The organism is Sphingomonas sp. SORGH_AS_0950 (assembly GCF_030818415.1).
Lineage (GTDB): Bacteria > Pseudomonadota > Alphaproteobacteria > Sphingomonadales > Sphingomonadaceae > Sphingomonas.
Genome location: NZ_JAUTAE010000003.1, coordinates 37,185 through 54,259 on the forward strand (window position 1 = coordinate 37,185; position 17,075 = coordinate 54,259).

Genomic DNA, 17,075 nt, shown 5'->3' on the forward strand with positions numbered 1-17,075 from the left:
CCGCGCGCTTCTGGGCGGTGCGACATTGCTCGCGGCGATCACCCTTTGGCACCGACCGTCATCCGATCGCGGCCTGACCGGGGCCGATGCCTTGGGATGCAAGAGATCTGGTGATGGCTCTGTCTGCGACGCTATGGCTGGCCTGCGCCGGGTGGTCGACATGGCCTTCATCCCGCTTCGTGATCCGTCACGCCTCCCGCCGCCCGACGTGCCTGGCGCGGTCGATCCTACGATCACGCAGGCGAACATCGGCCGGACCATCTGCCGACCGGGTTATGCTCGATCGGTGCGCCCCGCCTACGCGATCACCGGACCGCTCAAGCGGCGGATGATGGCCGATCAGCATCCCGGTGAACCCCTCTCCGCCTATGAGCTGGATCACCTGATCCCGATTTCGCTTGGCGGAGCACCGCTCGACCGTCGCGATCTCTGGCTTCAGCCGCGGCAGGGGCCGATGAATGCCGATGACAAGAATGTCCTCGCTTATGTCCTGTGGCGCCTGGTGTGCACCCGGCAGGTGCCGCTCGACGTCGCCAGATATGACATCAGTCATGATTGGACCCGCGCGTACCAACTCTATGCCACCCCTGCGAACATCAGGAAATATCACTTCCGGCACGGTGAACAGGATCGCCAATAGTAGACCCTGCCCCTGCCGCCCCGGTCTTCCGCCTCAAGACAGGAGAGTATGATGCCCCAGAATATCGCGGAGTTTCGGATCATTGGTCGCGTCGGCAAGATCACAGCCCGCGATCGCGTCACCTTCGTCAGCGTCGCGGCCAACTATAATCGGCGCGACGGAGACGACTGGAAGACGGACACGCACTGGAACAGCGTCGTATGTTTCTCGAACGTCGCCACCCAAGTGGAAGCCGCTGGAAAGGGTGATCTCGTACATATCACGGGGCGGGTCCGCGAAAACCAGCACGGCGGAGCCGAGGGGACGGATACGACCTATCGGACCGAGCTGATCGCCGACACCTTCTCGATTCTGGCGAAGGCCTCCACAGACGATGCAGGATGAGGGACATGGGCGACCTTCGGCACGGCTCTGCGCGGCATCGCCGCAACCGAACCCGTGAGCCCGGTTTCTGCCCTGCCGGGTCTCGATTCTCGCCTGTGCGGGAGGGGCGAGCCTACGCCCCCCTCCCCTATAAGGTCGAGGCGATTTTCGTCTCGAGCCGCCCGGCCCACGCAAGGATATGGCTCATGACTCCCAGAGCCTCCGGGGTCCTGGCGAACGGCGCAGACCTGCGATCCGCGGACACGCGGACCCGGGCGGCGGAGCCTCCCCAGGAGGAGAGGGAGCGGTCTGATCTCTGGTCCGATTTTGCCGGAGACACTCATGACAGCCATCCTTCAGGCCCACAGGACGTTCCCGATGGCACGGCTGCCGCTCGACGCTGAAGTCCGCGCCAAGGCCATCGTCGAACGCCTCGGCGGAGTCTGGCGGGGAACCCACGGCGAATGCCGCTGTCCCGCCCATGACGATACCACGCCCAGCCTCAGCGTCCGGCTCGGTGATCGTGCGATCCTCTTCCACTGCTTCGCGGGCTGCTCTTCGACCGAGGTGCTCAAAGCCCTCCAGCGCCGCAATCTCCATGATCGCGGCCCGCTATCGATGCCCGAGGCCAAGCCCAAACGGGACATGGGCGCGCTGGCGCAGCGCCTCTGGAGGGCGAGCCAGCCCCTCACCACGACGCTCGCCGAGGACTATCTGCTTGCCCGCGGCCTGTCCGGCCCCTACCCTAGGTCGCTGCGCTTCAATCCTGCCACGATCCTAGGGTCCGGCGAGACGAAGCGCATCATGCCGGCGATGATCGCGGCGTTCGAGAACGACGAGGGCCTCGTCGCCGTCCAGCGCACCTTCCTCGATCCGCTGGATGTGCTCCGCAGGCCGATCCCGAAACCGAAGGTGTCGCTCGGCCTTCTAGGGACAGCCGCCATCCGTCTCGCACCCGCGACCGACGAATTGGGCTTGGTTGAGGGCACCGAAGATGGCCTTTCGGTGATGGCATGGTTCGGCACGCCGACCTGGGCATTGGCCGGTGTCGAGCGACTGGCTTTCGTCGCGATCCCCGAGAAGGTCCGGCGCGTGACTGTGTACAGCGACCGCGGCCGAGCGGCCGAGCGGCTGTTTAAGAAGTCGCGCGACCATCTGGCAGCAAACGGCCGGGAGGTCATCAACCGTCCCCCGCCTGACGGCTTCGGCGACTGGAACGAGGCGTGGCGGGCGCGGCTGCGCGCCCAGCAGCAATAGATCGACGGCTCTGCGGGGATTAACCTCCCGGCACGAGGCCGGGCACCCGACCATGAGAGGAGAGGAAGCCTTCGGCTTGTCGGTCCGGTGATGAGCACCGGGCGACAGAACGGAGGCCCTCGATGCGTACCTCAGCCGCAGCTCTCGAACTCGATTTCACCGAACCCTCGATCACGGCCGCCAAGGCGGTTGCGCACACCATCGCCCGGAACGGCACGCTCCAGCGGGACACGCTGCTATGGATTATGGAACAGGCTTATGGCGTTTCGTCGGCCGATGGTCGCTGGTCGATCCGCGATGCCTATGATATGCTCGAACTCGCCGAGGTCATGCACCTCGCAACGGCCGATCTCCCTGTCGCGCCCGATGCCTGCCTCGCCGCGCTCGTTGACCTGATCGCACACCTGCCGACCCATAGCGTCCGCAGCGAGGAGCAGATCGCGCTCCAGCAATTCTCCACCCCTGCCCCGATCGCCTATCTCGCCGCCCTGGCTGCGCGGATCACAGCTACCGACCTGGTGCTCGAACCATCGGCCGGCACCGGCCTGCTGGCCGTCTTCGCGCGCCGCGCCGGTGCCCGGCTCGTCCTGAACGAGATCGATCCCCGCCGGGCCGAGATGTTGGAAGCCGCCTTCCCCGGCGTTCCCGTCACGCGGCACGATGCCGAACTGATCCACGACCTCCTTGCGCCGGCGATCCGGCCGACCGCGGTGCTCATCAATCCGCCCTTCTCGCGCAGCATCGGTCGCCACGCCGACCCGCTCGCGGCCTTCCGCCATCTCCGCGCCGCGCTGGCACGCCTCTCTCCCGGCGGGCGCTGCGCTGCGATCCTCCCCGACCGTGTCGATACGTCGAGCCGCGCGTGGGCGAAGGCCACGGAGGGGTGCACGCTGACCCTGCATCTCGAGCTGCCGGCGAATGCCTATGCGAAGCATGGCACGAACCAGACCGTGAAGATCATGGTGCTGGAAAAGGGCCGCGGCGACGAGGCCGAGCTGTTGCGATGCGCCACCCTCGGCGACGCCGTTGCTGCGATCGCCGCTGCGACCCTGGCGCAGGCAACCGCGTCGGCCCCGCGCCCGTCCACATTTCTGGCCCGTCCCGCACCGCAGTCCTCGCTGCTCGGCGGGCTCGCTGGCAGACCGCGCTTGAGCGCGCCGACGCCGAAAGTCGCCCCGGCCCTAGCCCCGAAGCCGATCGACTATAGCGTGTTCGCCGAGCCGCTGCCGACGGGCGAGGCGGTGGGCGTCTATCTTCCCTATCGGCCCAGCCGCATCGCGATCGCCTGCGCCGCGACGCATCCCACCGCGCTGGTGGAATCGATCGCGATGGGGTCGATCATGGCACCGCGGCCGTCCTATGTCCCGACCCTGTCCGCGGCCGTCGTCGACGCGAAGCTGCTGTCCGACGCGCAGCTCGAGACGCTGATCTATGCCGGCGACGCCTTCGAGCGTGACCTTCCCGGTCTGTTCAGCCCCGCGCAGGAGGGCCTCTCGCTCACCCCCGATCCAGAGGGGCGCCGCTATCGCACCGGGTTCTTTCTCGGCGACGGCACCGGCGTCGGCAAGGGGCGGCAGATCGCCAGCATCATCCTCGATCAATGGCTGCGCGGCCGTCGCAAGCACATCTGGATTTCGAAAACCGAGACGTTGCTGGAGGATGCGCGGCGCGACTGGACTGCGGTCGGCGGTCTGGCCCTCGACATCCAGCATCTCAACCAGTGGAAGCTCGGCACCCCGATCGCCGCTGGCGAGGGCATCCTGTTCCTGACCTATGCGACGCTGCGCTCCAATCGCGGCGACAAGGCCACCCGGCTCCAGCAGATCCTCGATTGGCTGGGCGACGACTATGAGGGCATGGTCGTGTTCGACGAGGCCCATGAAATGGCCGGTGTCGCTGGTGGCGAAGGCCGGTTCGGCACCAAGGACGGCTCGGACCAGGGCATCGCCGGCGTGCGGCTCCAGAACCTCCTGCCGCGTGCGCGCGTCCTATATGTCTCGGCGACCGGGGCCTCCGACGTCAACAATCTGGCCTATGCGACGCGGCTCGGACTCTGGGGGCCGGGCACGGCCTTCGCCGACCGGCGCACCTTCGTCGACTCCCTTCGCCGTGGCGGGATCGCGGCGATGGAGCTGATCGCCCGCGATCTTAAAATGCAGGGTCTCTACGTCGCCCGGGCGCTCAGCTTCGCGGGTGTCGAATATGACGTCCTCGAACACCAGCTCACCCCCGACCAGATCGAGGTCTATGATGCCTATGCCGACGCCTGGGCGGTCATCCATGCGAACCTGCGTGCGGCGCTCGAGGCGACGCGCGTCACCGACAGCTTCTCCAAGGAAACCTATAATAGCGGCGCCAAGGCGGCCGCGCTGTCGGTCTTCGAATCCACCAAGCAGCGGTTCTTCTGCCAGCTTCTGCTCGATATGAAGCTGCCCGCGCTGATCCCCGCGATCCGGGCCGACGTCGACCGCGGCGAGAGCGCGGTGATCCAGCTCGTCTCGACCTCCGAGGCGATGCTCGACCGGGCGCTGGCCGCGCTCACGCCGGAGGAGCGCGCGAACCTCGACATCGAACTGTCGCCTCGCGAGTTCCTCATGTCCTATTTAAAGGCCGCCTTCCCGGTGCGGCAGATGAAGACCTTCGTCGACGACAACGGCAAGACGCGCTCCGAACCCTTCTCGGATGCCGATGGGCGCCCGGTATTCAGCCAGGAAGCGCTCGCGATGCGCGACAATCTGATCGAGCAGCTTTGCGCCCTCCCCGTCGTCGGCTCCGCGCTCGACCATATCATTGCGCATTTCGGCACCGACGCCGTGGCCGAGGTGACGGGGCGCAGCCGGCGCATCGTCGTCGATGCCCATGGCCGGCAGCGCGTCGAAAGCCGCTCGTCCCGCACCAATCTCGTCGAAACCGATGCCTTCATGCGCGGCGCGAAGAAGATCCTGATCTTCTCCGATGCCGGCGGAACTGGCCGCAGCTACCATGCGAGCCTGACGTGCGAGAACCAGACGCGCCGCAACCACTATCTGCTCGAACCCGGCTGGCGCGCTGACGCCGCCATCCAGGGGCTTGGCCGTACCCACCGCACCCATCAGGCGAGCGCGCCGCTGTTCCGGCCCGTCTCGACCGACTGCCGGGGCGAACGGCGCTTCATCTCGACCATCGCGCGCCGTCTCGACAGCCTGGGTGCGCTTACCCGCGGTCAGCGGCAGACCGGCGGGCAGGGCCTGTTCGATCCGCGCGACAATCTCGAGAGCGATTATGCCAAGGAGTCGCTCGTCCAATGGTTCCGGCTCCTCGCCGACGGCAAGCTGCGTTCGACCAGCCTGGCCGAGTTCCAGCGGCTCACCGGCCTCGAGCTGGAGGGTGAAGGTGGCGGCCTGAAGGAAGATCTGCCGCCCATCCAGCGCTGGCTAAACCGCATCCTGGCACTGCGCATTGCGCTCCAGAACGCGATTTTCGACGAGTATCTCGGCCTGATCGAGGCACGCGTCGAGGCCGCCCGGGAGGCGGGCACGCTCGATCTCGGCGTCGAGAGCATCAATGCCGAGCGCATCACCATCCTCGATCGCACCGTCATCCGGCGCGATGCGACCAGCGGTGCCGAGACCGAAATCCTCCGGCTCGAAACGGAAGAGCGCTACAAGCCGATCGCACTCGAACGCGCCGCGCAGATGCTCGGCGACGATGCCCGTCCGATCGTCAACCGGAAGTCGGGCAAGGCCGCGATCCGGTGCAACACCTATTCGCTGACCGATGACGATGGCGAGATCGTTTATCGCTACGAGCTGATCCGCCCGACCAGAACCGAGCGGATGCGCCAGGACCTCCTCCTCGAAACCATGTGGGAGGAAGTGGACGGGGACGAGTGGGCGGCCTTGTGGGCGGCCGAGGTGGCGGAGATGACCGGCAAGACCCGCACCAGCACGCTCTACCTCGTCACCGGGTTGCTCCTGCCGGTCTGGGACCGCCTCCCCGACGATCATGTCCAGGTCTGGCGCCTCAATACCGACGATGGCCAGTCCCTGCTCGGCCGCATCGTGCCGGCGCCCCTCGTCGCGAAGCTCGCCGATGCCTTCGGGATCGCCGCGACCATCAACGTCTCCGGTGCCGAGACGTCCGCCCATGTCCTGTCGAGCGGTGAAATCGCCACCATCGGTGCGTACCGGCTGAAGCGCAGCCTGGTCGGGGGCCAGCAGCGGCTCGAACTCCTCGACTGGCCGCATACGCGGCTCGCCGAGCTGAAGGCGGCCGGATGCTTCACCGAGATCATCCAGCACAAGACGCGGATGTTCGTGCCGGTCGCGACCGCCGCAGCCGTGATCGACCGCATCGCCGCCTGACCCCCGAAAGGCTCTCTTCCCGCCCCGGCGAGGGAGGGGAGGGAGCCTTCGGCTTGATGAGCTTGGCGGTGCCGGGCTCGCGCGACCGTGAGGTGCGGCGCGCCACACATCAAGGAGTATGACCGATGATCCGGATGGTAAAAGTCAAGAACCTCTCGCTCTCGAAGTCCAATGTCCGTCAGCGGAATCGTGAAGTCGGCCTGGAAGAACTGGCCGAAAGCATTGACCGGAACGGCCTTCTGCAAAACCTGGTGGTCACGCCGCTCAAGAAGGCCGGCACGTTCACCGTGAAGGCGGGTGGTCGGCGCCTGCGCGCGATCCAGCTCCTGATCGACCGCGGCACGCTGCCCGTGGACCACGAGGTCCCTGTGCTCGTCCTCGCCGGCGAGGAGGCCGCATCGGTCGGAGCCAGCCTCGCGGAAAACCGCCAGCGCGCGCCGATGAACCCGGCCGACGATTGCGACGCCTTCCGGACGCTGATCGAGGAGTTCGGCATGACCGTCGACCAGGTCGCGATCCAGCAGGTTGTGTCCGTGCGCTTCGTCGAACAGCGCCTCGCCCTCGCCAATCTCGCCCCTGCAATCTTCGAGGCGCTGGGCGCCGGCGAGATCACGCTGGCTGTTGCCCAGGCTTACGCGGTTCGAGCCGATACCGATCTACAGGCGCGCGTCTTCGAGCAGATGCAGCGGGCCTATCACGGCAACAACCCCGATAATATCCGGCGGGCGATGCTGAACGGCACCGTCAAGGGGAACGACGCCAAGGCCCGCTTCGTCGGGCGCGAGGCGTATCTCGCGGCAGGCGGTCGCATCGCGGGCGACCTGTTCGCGACCGAAGCCGAGGAGAATTGGGTCGACGTCGATGTGCTTGAGGCCATGGCGACCCAGAAGCTGGAAGCGGCCGCGGCCGAGCTGGCGCAGGACCAGGGTCTCGGCTTCGTCACGCCGATCGCAGCAACCCACGTCCCCTACGACATCGAGCGCCGGCTCCACGAGTTCCACGCCCCTGTACGGGCACTCACCGAGGAGGAAACCGCCCGCGTCGAAGCGCTGTCGGTCGAGAATGACGCGCTGGTCGAGCAGCTCGAGCAGGGATTGTCGGAAGGGAGCGTCGAGGCCCAGGCGGCCGAAGCGCGCTTGACTGACATCGAGCGCGAACTGAACGAGATCCAGGCCGCCCGCCGTGCGATCGATCCGGCGCTGAAGGCGCAGCTCGGCACCTTCGTCTATATCGGCGGTGACGGCGGGGTCCGCGTTCATGCCCGCCTCTTCAGCGAACAGCCGTTGGTCGATCCTAATGCCCCGCCCAAGGTTTCGGGCGGCAGCGCGGTGACGGAATCTGGCAACGATGCGGACGGCGACGTCGACCATGGTCCGAAGCTCAGCGCGGCCCTGGTCGATGAACTGGCGACCCAGCGCCGTCAGATCCTGGTCGCGCATCTCGCCAGCGACCAGGCCCTTGCTCTCGACCTGACCATCTTCCTGATGGCGCAGAACGTCGTCTTCGAACACAGCTTCATCCGCGACCACTCGACGTTGAAGGTCGGGGCCGCCAGCTTCCCCATCTCCGCCTTTCGGGACGAGGGGTCGATGGCCTCGCAGACCATCGACGATCAGCGCCAGAAGCTCGACACGAGCTGGGCGGGCTATGACACCATGACGCAGCGGTTCGATGCCTTCCGCGCGCTCGACGACGAAGCTCGGGGTGCCTGGGTCGCCTTCGCCGTCGCCCGCACGCTGGAGCCCACGCTGAACGTCGCCGATGGCTACCGGAGCAACGGCTTCCACGACCATCTCGGCCGCCTGCTCGGCATCCAGGTCGAACATTGGTGGCGCCCGACCGCCGAGAACTTCTTCGGCCGCGTCAAGAAGGACGTCATGCTCGACGCGCTCTACGAGATCGGCGGGCCTACCTTACGCGGTCGCTACAAGGACGCCAAGAAGGGGGACCTCGCCCGCACCTGCGCGTCGCTCTGCAACGGCCAGGGCATCGTCGAGGCGGAAATCCGCGAGAAGGCGAGCGCCTGGTTGCCCGACGTGATGCGCTTCGATGGCATCGAGAAGCCCTCGCCGCTGCACTCGACCTTTAACGCTGACGACGAGGATGACGGCGATCCCGCCGACGAGGAGGATCTCGATGAGGATCACGAGGGATTGAGCCAGGCGGCCTGACGCCCGCTCGCCCATTTCGAGGCACCTCGGGGCGGCACTCTTCGCGGAGTGTCGCCCCTCTTTTTGTGACCCGCCGCAGCCCTCGGAAGAGGAGCACGAGCAGCCGGGTCCGTTTCAAAACCGCCAGGAGAATGACCGTGGCCAAGACCACCGATAAGCCGACGCCGGCCGACATCATCACCAATACCATCATCGACAAGCTCGAGGCGGGCGTCCGCCCCTGCGTGAAGCCGTGGCGCCCTGGCCTGGGCGGCCGACCGCTACGCGCGACCGGCGAACCCTACAAGGGCATCAACTGCTTCTGGCTGTGGCTGTGCGCCGAGAGCGCCGGGTACAATTCGCGTACCTGGATGACATACAAGCAGGCGCAGGCGCTGGGCGGGCAGGTTCGCGAGGGCGAACGTTCCCAGATCGCCATCTTCTATAAATCCTACCGTGCGACCGTGGCCTCGGTCGTGACCGGCGACACCGCCGACGAGATGCGACGCGTTCTGCGATCCTACGCCGTCTTCAACTGCGACCAGATCGATGGTTTGTCGCCGGATTTCTATCCGTCCCCGGTCAATGCCGTCCCGCCGGCCGACCAGCTTTCGCCCCGCGCGCAGACCTTCATCGACGCGCTGCCGGCCACCCTCCATATCCGTGGCGATCGCGCCTTCTACGATCGTACCGCCGACAGCATCACCATGCCCGCGATCGAGCTGTTCGCCACCCGCGCCTATTGGGCATCGACGCTCGCGCATGAAGCCGGGCACTGGACCGGCCATCCCGATCGGCTCGACCGCTCCTTCGGCAAGCGGTTCGGCGACGAGGCTTATGCGTTCGAGGAACTGTGCGCCGAGATGACCTCCGCCCTGCTCGGCGCGGATCTCGGCCTGCCCACGTCGCATCTCGACGATCATGCCGCCTATATCGGCTCCTGGCTGACAGTGCTGCGCAAGGACTCCCGCGCGATCATGACCGCAGCGGCGAAGGCCGAGGCCGCGGCGGGGTATCTCCTGCGCGCGACCGGCCTGGCCGCGTCCGCCGAGCGCCAGGACCAGATCCGTGAAGCGGCATGAGCGCGGCGGCCACCCGCCCCGACCTTGGCGCCTACCGGCGCTTCGTCGTGGCCTTCAGCGCCGGCAAGGACAGCCTTGCCGCCCTCCTCTACCTTCTCGATCTCGGCGTGCCGGCACACGCCATCGAACTGCACCATCATGATGTCGATGGGCAGGGGCCGACCTTCATGGATTGGCCCTGCACGCTGGGCTATGCGCGCGCGATCGCCGATCATCTCGGCGTCGCGCTCTATGTCTCGTGGCGCGAAGGCGGCTTCGCGCGCGAACTCGCCCGTGCCGATACCCCGACAGCCCCGGTCGTGTTCGAGACGCCGCACGGCATCGGCCGTGCCGGAGGCAAAGGTCCTGCCGGCACGCGGGGCCTCTTTCCGCAGACGTCTCCCGATCTCCGCGTGCGCTGGTGCCCCGCGCTCAGGATCGACGTCCTCGCCGCTGCGATCCGCAATCAGCCGCGCTTCCATGACGGTCGCACGCTCGTCATCATCGGCGAGCGCGCGGAGGAAAGCCCGGCGCGCGCTCGCTATGCGGTTTTCGAGCCGCATCGCACCTCGACGGCCGGCAGGGCGGTCGATCATTGGCGTCCGGTCCATGATTGGAGCGAACGGGAGGTTTGGGTCGCGATCGAGCGCGCCCGTATCCGTCCCCATCCCGCCTATGTGCTTGGGTGGGGCCGCCTCTCCTGCCGGGCCTGCATCTTCGGCTCGCCCGACCAATGGGCGACGATCCGCGACGTGTTCCCTGCGGCGTTCCGGCGCATCGCCGCGCGCGAGGCAGGGAGCGGCAAGACCATCCACCGTTCGTTCAGCGTTACCCAGCTCGCCGATCACGGCATCCCCTTCCCGGCCGTGCGGGCTCATCCCGACGAACGTGCCCAGGCCGACGATCCGGTATGGCGTCTCTCCATCCTGACGGATCCCTGGACCCTTCCTGCTGGCGCCTTCGGGGATCGTGCTGGCCCGGTATAGCTCAGGACCAAAGCTGCTGGACGAAAAGAACGAGGGTCGAAGCAATCGCCATGGCTGCGGCAATCTTCGGCGCCGTCTTGGCAACCCGACCGTTCGCGATGTCCAAACGCGAGCGCAGATCGATACCAAACTTGCGATGCAGCGCGGAAATGCGCCCGGCTGCAATAACGGGCTCATTGATGACCCCTAACCGGGTCGCTCCCAGCCGTTGCGATATGCGACAAAACACCGATTTTTTACTCAGAAGCTTGCCCGGCGAGGGTACGTCTTTACGCCCTACGGCCGTCGCGGAGCTTACGCACTCTTCGCTAACTATGCGGGTTATGCGATGTATGCGGGAAATCAAGACTTCCACCCACCCGAAGGCTTCTAACGCAGGAATTGTCATGGATTGGATTAAGTTGATCGGAGGTGGTTTCGCGCACGGTGTCGCAAACTTTGGCCTGCACGATACAGACCAAGACAAAGCAGAGCGGTATGCCATCGCTGTTGTAGATGCTGGTTTGGGGTGGGACGACGTGGAAGCGCATGTGAACGCCTACGCCGATCATCGGAACTGGGATGACGACAAGCGGGGAATGGAAATGGAAAACGTTCGCAGCTTCATGAGCGACTGGCTATGAAGTTCGACAAGGACCTGATGCGGGATATTTTATTGGCCGTCGAAGCCAGCGACGAAGTTCCGCTGAAATGGACGGCTCTCGATCTACCAGACAAAAGCCTGCAAGAAACCTCTTACCACGTCATGCTGTTGCATGAAGCCGGGTTCATAGAAGCGCAGAACCTAACCAACCTGAAAACCTATCAATGGCAGCCAAAGCGGCTTACTTTTAAAGGGCATGAGCTGCTAGATACTATCCGGGACGATGAGGTCTGGCGTCGGACCAAGGCAGGTGCCGAGAAAGCCGGCGGGGCTAGCATCAGCTTTATATGGGAATTGGCTAAAGCCTACGGAAAGCACGTCGCCAAAGAGCGGTTGGGCGTGGACCTTACATGACGCAGCTCGCCCGTCTCGCCCCTGTCCTTACCCTCCCGACGCTCATCGTCGCGGCCGACTCCTTCGGATGAGCAAACGTAGTATGATCGATATTCCTGATTTGTTCCAATCGGAGGAGAGGCAGCCTTCGGCCTTTTGAGCGCGCCTGTGCGCTCAGGAGGATCGATCCATGTTCTACGATACGCAATACCGCCACGACGAGGCGCTTTCGCCCGCGGCGCTCACCACACTGACCGCAGCGCTCCACGCCCTCAACAAGGGCGTCGAGGACTGCCAGCGGGCGGGCAAGCGGATCGACCGCGATGCGGCGATCCTGCTGCTGATCCGCAATTTGGCCGACGTTGCCGAGCGCGACGCGCCCAGCATCACCGCTCTTCGCGCCCGGTGTACCCGCGACCGGCTCGCCATTGTCGCCCACCCCGCCCTGCTCGATATCGCCGGCAACGACATTGCCACCGACGAGCCGGCGAAACGGGTCTTCCACTATCAGGTCCGCCGCGCCCTCAGGCACCTGCTGGCGGCGATCGGGCTCGATCCCGATGACGCCCGGATCAACACCATGATCCAGCACTCGCGCGACGAGGGGGCGACCGAGCTGCGCCATCCGGAGATCGCGATCCGCGTCGTTCCGCGCGGCCTCGTCCTCGACGGCGAGATGTCCTTCCATCGGTGCCGCGACGGCCAGGACGCCGGGATGCTCTTCCGCGCACCAATCGCCGAACTCGTCGACCCGGCAGCGTTCGTGCGGCGCCTGTCGGCGACGATCGGCGCGCTCGGCACGCCGCTCCAGGCGGCCGCCTGATCCCCATCCTTTGACGCGATCGCCGGCCTGCACCGGCGTCAGGAGGAATCCATGCCCGATTTCGTCATCACCCCGGTTTACCGGGTGGAGGAACTCGCCCCGTCCGCGCGCGAAGCCGCCCGGGCATGGGGACGGCAGCATGTCGTTCCCGACGATTGGCACGAATGTGTCGTCGACCATTTCGAGCAGATCTGCACGATTATCGGGGTCGACCTCGCGACCCGGCCATTGCGTCTATATGGCGGTGGTACGCGCCAAGTGCCGTGCGTCCACTTCTCGGGCTTTGCCAGCCAGGGCGATGGTGCGAGTTTCGAGGGCAGCTATCGCTACGCGCCCCGATCCGCCGCGAAGATCCGCGCCTACGCGCCCGACGAGGTTGAGCTTCACCGCATCGCCGACACGCTGGCCGGCGTCCAGCGGCGCAACTTCTACCAGCTCGAAGCCAGCGTCCGGCAGCAGGGTCGCTACTGCCATGAATATACGATGGCGATCCGTGTCGAGCGCGCCAGCCCTACGGGCCAGGCGACGACCCCCACCGCCGAATACGACGTCACGGAGGCACTGAGCGATCTCGCTCGCTGGCTCTACCGGCGCCTTGAGGGCGAATACGACTATCAGACGTCGGATGCCGAGGTCGACGCGGCCTTCCACGCGAACGACTATACGTTCACCGAACGCGGCGCGCGGTTTCCATGAACCGCCCTCCCGTCATCGCGGCGTGGGGCGCGGGGGTGGATTCTACCGCCATGATCGTCGAACTCGCTGAGCGCGGCGAGCCGATCGACATGGTGCTGTTCGCCGATCCGGGCGCCGAGAAATCGCGGACCTACGCCTTCATTCCGCTGTTCCGGGCGTGGATGGCCGAGCGTGGCATCCCCTCCGAGATCGTCCGCTACGAGCCGCGCCGGTTCAAGCATTGGCCGCCTTATGCCGGCATCGCCGAGAACATGCTGACGAACGCGACCCTGCCGTCTGTTGTCTTCGGTGGGCGGTCGTGCTCGCAGAAGTGGAAGGCGGCCCCGCAAGACGCCTGGACGGTCGGCTGGGAGCCTGCGCGCCGCTGCTGGGATGCAGGCGACCGGGTCGTCAAGCTGATCGGCTATGATGCGTCCGGCCGCGACACGCAGCGCTACAGACACGCGATCGGGTGCGAGGATCCGCGCTACACCTATCGCTATCCCTTGCGCGAATGGAGCTGGGGTCGCCCGGAATGCGAGGCTCGCATCCCGCGCGCCGGCCTGCCCGTGCCGCCCAAGTCGAGCTGCTTCTTCTGCGGGAGCATCAAGCCCGACGAGGTGATGGAGCTATCGGACGATGAGCTGCGTGTCATCATCCTGATGGAGGCCCGCGCGAAGCCGCGCCTCCGCAACGTCGACGGCCTCTGGCGTCGCCCGGTCCTGGGCCGTCGTGGTGCGACCCCTCGTCCGGGGAGCATCACCCAGTTCATCCGCGATAGCGGTCTCCTTCCCCCTGACGAAGTCGACCACATCGTCGCGACCGCGCCCACCGAGTTGCTTGCCTTCCAGTCCGCTCAGGCGGCCCTCCCGGTCGAGGAACGGACATCCATGGGGTGCTGGCTCGAACAGTTCCACCGTGCCGCTGGAGCGCTCGCCCCTTGCCGCTCGCACATCCCCGACATGCCCGATCCGAGACGTTCGGACCGACTCTCTCGCGAAACCCTCAAGGAGCCTGTCTAATGAAGACCTTCATCCCTCCGAACTCGTTGAATCGCCGGATTACGTCGACGCCGATGATGACGACTAATCCAACGAGCGCCAAAATATCCCGCGATGTGCAGATCTGTCGGAGACATCCTATGGTGACTTTCGAATTGGCTCTCGATCAGATGATCGATCACGCGATGTCCCGTGCCGGAATCTGTAAAACCGACTACGACCTCCTAGGCGACGCGATGGTCACGATCCTCGCTATCGCTCGTCGAGGTGGCTTCTCCGGCGTAACAGCGGACGCGATTGAGGACATGATCGTCAACAACCTCGGCGAGGACTGACCCGCTCGCATCGCTTCCTATCGAGCAGATCGAGCCGATCAGGATAATCGACGCTCCATCGGCGATCCGGGGTAGCAATGCCTGTACGGAGAAGAAGACCCCGCGCACGTTGAGATCGAACATGCGGTCGAAATCGGTTTCGGTGAGATCGCCAAATTCGGTCGCTTCGGCTGTGCCGGCATTGGCGACGAGGAAGGCCATCCTCGACGACATCGCGACGTGTGGGGTGCGTCCCACCGCAAGCCCAGTGCCGGATGTGGTCACGCTGCCGCCTCCCGCAACCTGACGCCCGACCGCCTTCCGCCAGAGGGATGCGACACATGGGCGTCCGCGAGCCCCCCGCAACCGCCAAAATCCGGGCCGTGTTGCCGCTTCGCGGCTGCCCGCTCCACCCCGGTTTTTGCGGTTTCCCTCCCGCTGACGCTCCGGTGCGGGTGCCTCTCTTTCGGCCGCCCAGGAGGTGCGCATCCGGCGGATAGGCCGCCGGGATCGCTCAGTTGGAGGGCTTGTCCCATGACCACTTCCCTTGCCGCAGCCCTTTCCGCTCTGGAACTCGGCCACCTCGAACCCCGCGTTGAAGACGTCGCCGGAATGGCCGCCCCCGCCCCCGAAGCGCTCGAACAGACCATCACCGCGATCTGGAGCGACCTGTTCGCCACCCTTCAGAATACGTCGCTCGAGCGCGACATCGAGGAGATGGGCTGGGCACTGGTCAACCTTTTCCACCGGGCCGCTGCCAAGAAGCACGCGACGATCGACCGTCTCACCGACGAGATCCGGCTGCTGCTGGCCGAACAGGACGGGTCCGAGATCAACACCGCCAACCTTGAGGACAGAATCGACCTAGCCAAGAAGATCGAGGAAGCCGCCACCTGCTACGAGCTGATGCGTGACACCGCGGCCGCCCTCTACATCCGCGAGACCGGCCGATCCTGGATCCCGTCGACCGGCAACCGCATCTCGCTCGGCGTCACCGCCGCCATCATCGACGGGCGAGCGTTCCTCCAGGCGCGCCGTGAGCGCAGGCGCGATGCCAATACCGCCCACGGCACCCCGGTCGTGTTCGCCGGCGGAAGGCTGACCTTCGGGACCGACGAGGACATGAAGGTGTTCGGCGCCAATCTGCTGCGTACCCTCAACGCGGTTCGCGAGCGCGTCGCCGACATGTATCTCATCCATGGCGGCGATATGAAGGGCATCGAGCGGCTGGCCGCCTCCTGGGCCGAACAGCACGGCGTCCAGCAGGTCCGCTTCAGCCTCGACCGCAAGCTCGGCGATCGCGCCGGTTTCCGTCGCAACGAGCAGATGCTGTCGCTGAAGCCCCGCTATGTCATCGCCTTCCAGGGCAACGGCGTCACCGAGCGCCTGGTGATCGACGCGAAGAAGGCCGGCATCCGCGTCGTGGATCGTCGCGGCCCGCTCGGCACCGCCCCTTCCGCTCGAAAGGCTCCAGGCGACCCCAAGGTCGCCTGAGTGCCGGGCTGCGGTCGCCGGCTCACCGGCGGCCTTCAGCCCTCACCGGCATCGTTCATGCGATCGGCTGTGAAGAGGGGGTTGGTCCAGTCGACCCGACTCCGGGACGGTACATAGAACGGACCCAGATATACGCTAGCTGGTGTGATGTTGCGGGCGTCGGTCTCACTGCCTCACCTGGCAGGTGGGGGAAGTCGCGTCGCGAGCTTGCGCATGAAGGCACGGGTGTTGTCGTAGATCGAAACCGCCTGCTCGGCGGTGAAGCTCATTTCGGGATGCATCGCCGGATTGCGGAACGCATCCTTGACGAAGGCGAGATAGGTCGCGGTTTCCGACGCCCATTGCTTCAGCTCGGGGTTGCCCTTGGCGGCACGTTCCTTGTCGAGCGCCTCGAGGACGTTGGCAATGGTGATGCCCCAGCTCGAACCTTTGACGATGCCAAGATGGTCGGCGAGCGCCGCCACGCCCACCTCAGCAACGCGCATCATGTGCATCACCGACGCGGTCCATAGCTCGTAGGCGCGGCAGCGCGCGGCATCGGCCACGTCCTTGCGGATTTCGGGCATTGCGCTCACCACCTCGAGCCCGAACAGGCCAATCCCGTTGTCGATCAGGTCGCCTTCGCGCGGACTGACTATATAGGCGTGATGCTTCTCCAGTTCGTCTGACAGGGAGACATAGAGCTGATGGGAATTGGTGACGATCTCATTGGCCAAGCGCCTGTCGATGATACCGTTGCAGGCGAGCAGACGATCGAAGCCGCCTTTGCAGCGCGACGTGGCAGCAAGAGTCGCGGGCAGGCCGAGCCGTTCCGCTGTGTCGGTCAGGAAGCGGAGCGACATCAGGTAGGTCCGGAACAGGTCTTGGGGATTGAGCTGCGCGACACCCTGCGGCCCGATCTCGTCGATGAACCTCGCCAGCTTGTCTGCGAACAGGGCAACGTTCGCGGCCGAAGACAGCAAATTGTTGATGGCAACCCGCTTCATGCATCG

General features: G+C 65.8%; 16 protein-coding genes. 13 read left to right on the forward strand and 3 right to left on the reverse strand.

Annotated features, from left to right (window positions below):
• Window positions 1-25: 25 nt before the first annotated feature.
• The 7 genes from QE385_RS19280 to QE385_RS19310 all read left to right on the forward strand — a co-directional run bounded on the left by QE385_RS19280 (window position 26) and on the right by QE385_RS19310 (window position 10,800).
• Complete coding sequence (locus tag QE385_RS19280; protein ID WP_307105031.1) at window positions 26-640, forward strand: hypothetical protein; 615 nt, start codon at window positions 26-28, stop codon at window positions 638-640.
• A 51-nt stretch (window positions 641-691) separates the two neighbouring features.
• Window positions 692-1,024 (forward strand): single-stranded DNA-binding protein, encoded by a 333-nt coding sequence (locus QE385_RS19285; protein WP_307105033.1) that lies wholly within the window; start codon window positions 692-694, stop codon window positions 1,022-1,024.
• A 357-nt stretch (window positions 1,025-1,381) separates the two neighbouring features.
• Window positions 1,382-2,260: a toprim domain-containing protein gene (locus QE385_RS19290; RefSeq protein ID WP_307105035.1), complete on the forward strand. Its 879-nt coding sequence runs from the start codon at window positions 1,382-1,384 to the stop codon at window positions 2,258-2,260.
• A gap of 122 nt (window positions 2,261-2,382) precedes the next feature.
• A complete protein-coding gene (locus QE385_RS19295; RefSeq protein WP_307105037.1) occupies window positions 2,383-6,603 on the forward strand; it encodes a strawberry notch family protein in 4,221 nt (1,406 codons plus the stop codon).
• Between the two features lie 125 nt (window positions 6,604-6,728).
• Window positions 6,729-8,774, forward strand: a complete 2,046-nt coding sequence (locus tag QE385_RS19300; RefSeq protein ID WP_307105039.1) for a ParB/RepB/Spo0J family partition protein — start codon at window positions 6,729-6,731, stop codon at window positions 8,772-8,774.
• Window positions 8,775-8,905: 131 nt separating this feature from the next.
• Window positions 8,906-9,835 carry an ArdC family protein gene (locus QE385_RS19305; RefSeq protein ID WP_307105041.1) on the forward strand — a complete coding sequence of 310 codons (930 nt, stop codon included), beginning with the start codon at window positions 8,906-8,908 and terminating at the stop codon, window positions 9,833-9,835.
• Entirely contained in the window at window positions 9,832-10,800 is a 969-nt protein-coding gene (locus QE385_RS19310; protein ID WP_307105043.1) for a phosphoadenosine phosphosulfate reductase family protein, read from the forward strand. The genes QE385_RS19305 and QE385_RS19310 overlap by 4 nt, the downstream gene beginning before the upstream one ends.
• A gap of 1 nt (window position 10,801) precedes the next feature.
• On the opposite strand, the gene QE385_RS19315 is transcribed toward QE385_RS19310, so the two are convergent.
• A complete protein-coding gene (locus QE385_RS19315; RefSeq protein ID WP_307105045.1) occupies window positions 10,802-11,155 on the reverse strand; it encodes a hypothetical protein in 354 nt (117 codons plus the stop codon).
• A 31-nt stretch (window positions 11,156-11,186) separates the two neighbouring features.
• Between QE385_RS19315 and QE385_RS19320 the strand changes: the two genes are divergently transcribed.
• From QE385_RS19320 to QE385_RS19340, 5 genes are all read left to right on the forward strand, one after another.
• Window positions 11,187-11,423 carry a hypothetical protein gene (locus QE385_RS19320; protein ID WP_307105047.1) on the forward strand — a complete coding sequence of 79 codons (237 nt, stop codon included), beginning with the start codon at window positions 11,187-11,189 and terminating at the stop codon, window positions 11,421-11,423.
• Window positions 11,420-11,797, forward strand: coding sequence for a DUF2513 domain-containing protein (locus QE385_RS19325; RefSeq protein WP_307105049.1), 378 nt, complete (start codon window positions 11,420-11,422; stop codon window positions 11,795-11,797). The genes QE385_RS19320 and QE385_RS19325 overlap by 4 nt, the downstream gene beginning before the upstream one ends.
• 169 nt (window positions 11,798-11,966) lie before the next feature.
• On the forward strand, window positions 11,967-12,599 hold the full coding sequence (locus QE385_RS19330) for a hypothetical protein (RefSeq protein WP_307105052.1): 633 nt from the start codon (window positions 11,967-11,969) through the stop codon (window positions 12,597-12,599).
• A 51-nt stretch (window positions 12,600-12,650) separates the two neighbouring features.
• A complete protein-coding gene (locus tag QE385_RS19335; protein WP_307105054.1) occupies window positions 12,651-13,295 on the forward strand; it encodes an antitoxin of toxin-antitoxin stability system in 645 nt (214 codons plus the stop codon).
• Window positions 13,292-14,296 (forward strand): hypothetical protein, encoded by a 1,005-nt coding sequence (locus QE385_RS19340; RefSeq protein ID WP_307105056.1) that lies wholly within the window; start codon window positions 13,292-13,294, stop codon window positions 14,294-14,296. Before QE385_RS19335 ends, QE385_RS19340 begins: the two co-directional genes overlap by 4 nt.
• A 203-nt stretch (window positions 14,297-14,499) precedes the next feature.
• Here QE385_RS19340 and QE385_RS19345 read toward each other — a convergent pair whose 3' ends face one another.
• On the reverse strand, window positions 14,500-14,811 hold the full coding sequence (locus QE385_RS19345; protein ID WP_307105058.1) for an SDR family NAD(P)-dependent oxidoreductase: 312 nt from the start codon (window positions 14,809-14,811) through the stop codon (window positions 14,500-14,502).
• A 312-nt stretch (window positions 14,812-15,123) separates the two neighbouring features.
• On the opposite strand from QE385_RS19345, the gene QE385_RS19350 reads away from it, so the two are divergent.
• Window positions 15,124-16,083 (forward strand): DUF2493 domain-containing protein, encoded by a 960-nt coding sequence (locus QE385_RS19350; RefSeq protein WP_307105063.1) that lies wholly within the window; start codon window positions 15,124-15,126, stop codon window positions 16,081-16,083.
• Window positions 16,084-16,256: 173 nt separating this feature from the next.
• On the opposite strand, the gene QE385_RS19355 is transcribed toward QE385_RS19350, so the two are convergent.
• Entirely contained in the window at window positions 16,257-17,069 is an 813-nt protein-coding gene (locus QE385_RS19355; protein WP_307105065.1) for a hypothetical protein, read from the reverse strand.
• Window positions 17,070-17,075 lie beyond the last annotated feature (6 nt).

Coding starts and splice junctions, on each gene's coding strand:
- QE385_RS19285 (WP_307105033.1), top strand. CDS start 692: ATGCCCCAGAATATCGCGGAGTTTCGGATCATTGGTCGCGTCGGCAAG.
- QE385_RS19290 (WP_307105035.1), top strand. CDS start 1,382: ATGGCACGGCTGCCGCTCGACGCTGAAGTCCGCGCCAAGGCCATCGTC.
- QE385_RS19295 (WP_307105037.1), top strand. CDS start 2,383: ATGCGTACCTCAGCCGCAGCTCTCGAACTCGATTTCACCGAACCCTCG.
- QE385_RS19300 (WP_307105039.1), top strand. CDS start 6,729: ATGATCCGGATGGTAAAAGTCAAGAACCTCTCGCTCTCGAAGTCCAAT.
- QE385_RS19305 (WP_307105041.1), top strand. CDS start 8,906: ATGACCGTGGCCAAGACCACCGATAAGCCGACGCCGGCCGACATCATC.
- QE385_RS19310 (WP_307105043.1), top strand. CDS start 9,832: ATGAGCGCGGCGGCCACCCGCCCCGACCTTGGCGCCTACCGGCGCTTC.
- QE385_RS19320 (WP_307105047.1), top strand. CDS start 11,187: ATGGATTGGATTAAGTTGATCGGAGGTGGTTTCGCGCACGGTGTCGCA.
- QE385_RS19325 (WP_307105049.1), top strand. CDS start 11,420: ATGAAGTTCGACAAGGACCTGATGCGGGATATTTTATTGGCCGTCGAA.
- QE385_RS19330 (WP_307105052.1), top strand. CDS start 11,967: ATGTTCTACGATACGCAATACCGCCACGACGAGGCGCTTTCGCCCGCG.
- QE385_RS19335 (WP_307105054.1), top strand. CDS start 12,651: ATGCCCGATTTCGTCATCACCCCGGTTTACCGGGTGGAGGAACTCGCC.
- QE385_RS19340 (WP_307105056.1), top strand. CDS start 13,292: ATGAACCGCCCTCCCGTCATCGCGGCGTGGGGCGCGGGGGTGGATTCT.
- QE385_RS19345 (WP_307105058.1), bottom strand. CDS start 14,811: ATGGCCTTCCTCGTCGCCAATGCCGGCACAGCCGAAGCGACCGAATTT.
- QE385_RS19350 (WP_307105063.1), top strand. CDS start 15,124: ATGACCACTTCCCTTGCCGCAGCCCTTTCCGCTCTGGAACTCGGCCAC.
- QE385_RS19355 (WP_307105065.1), bottom strand. CDS start 17,069: ATGAAGCGGGTTGCCATCAACAATTTGCTGTCTTCGGCCGCGAACGTT.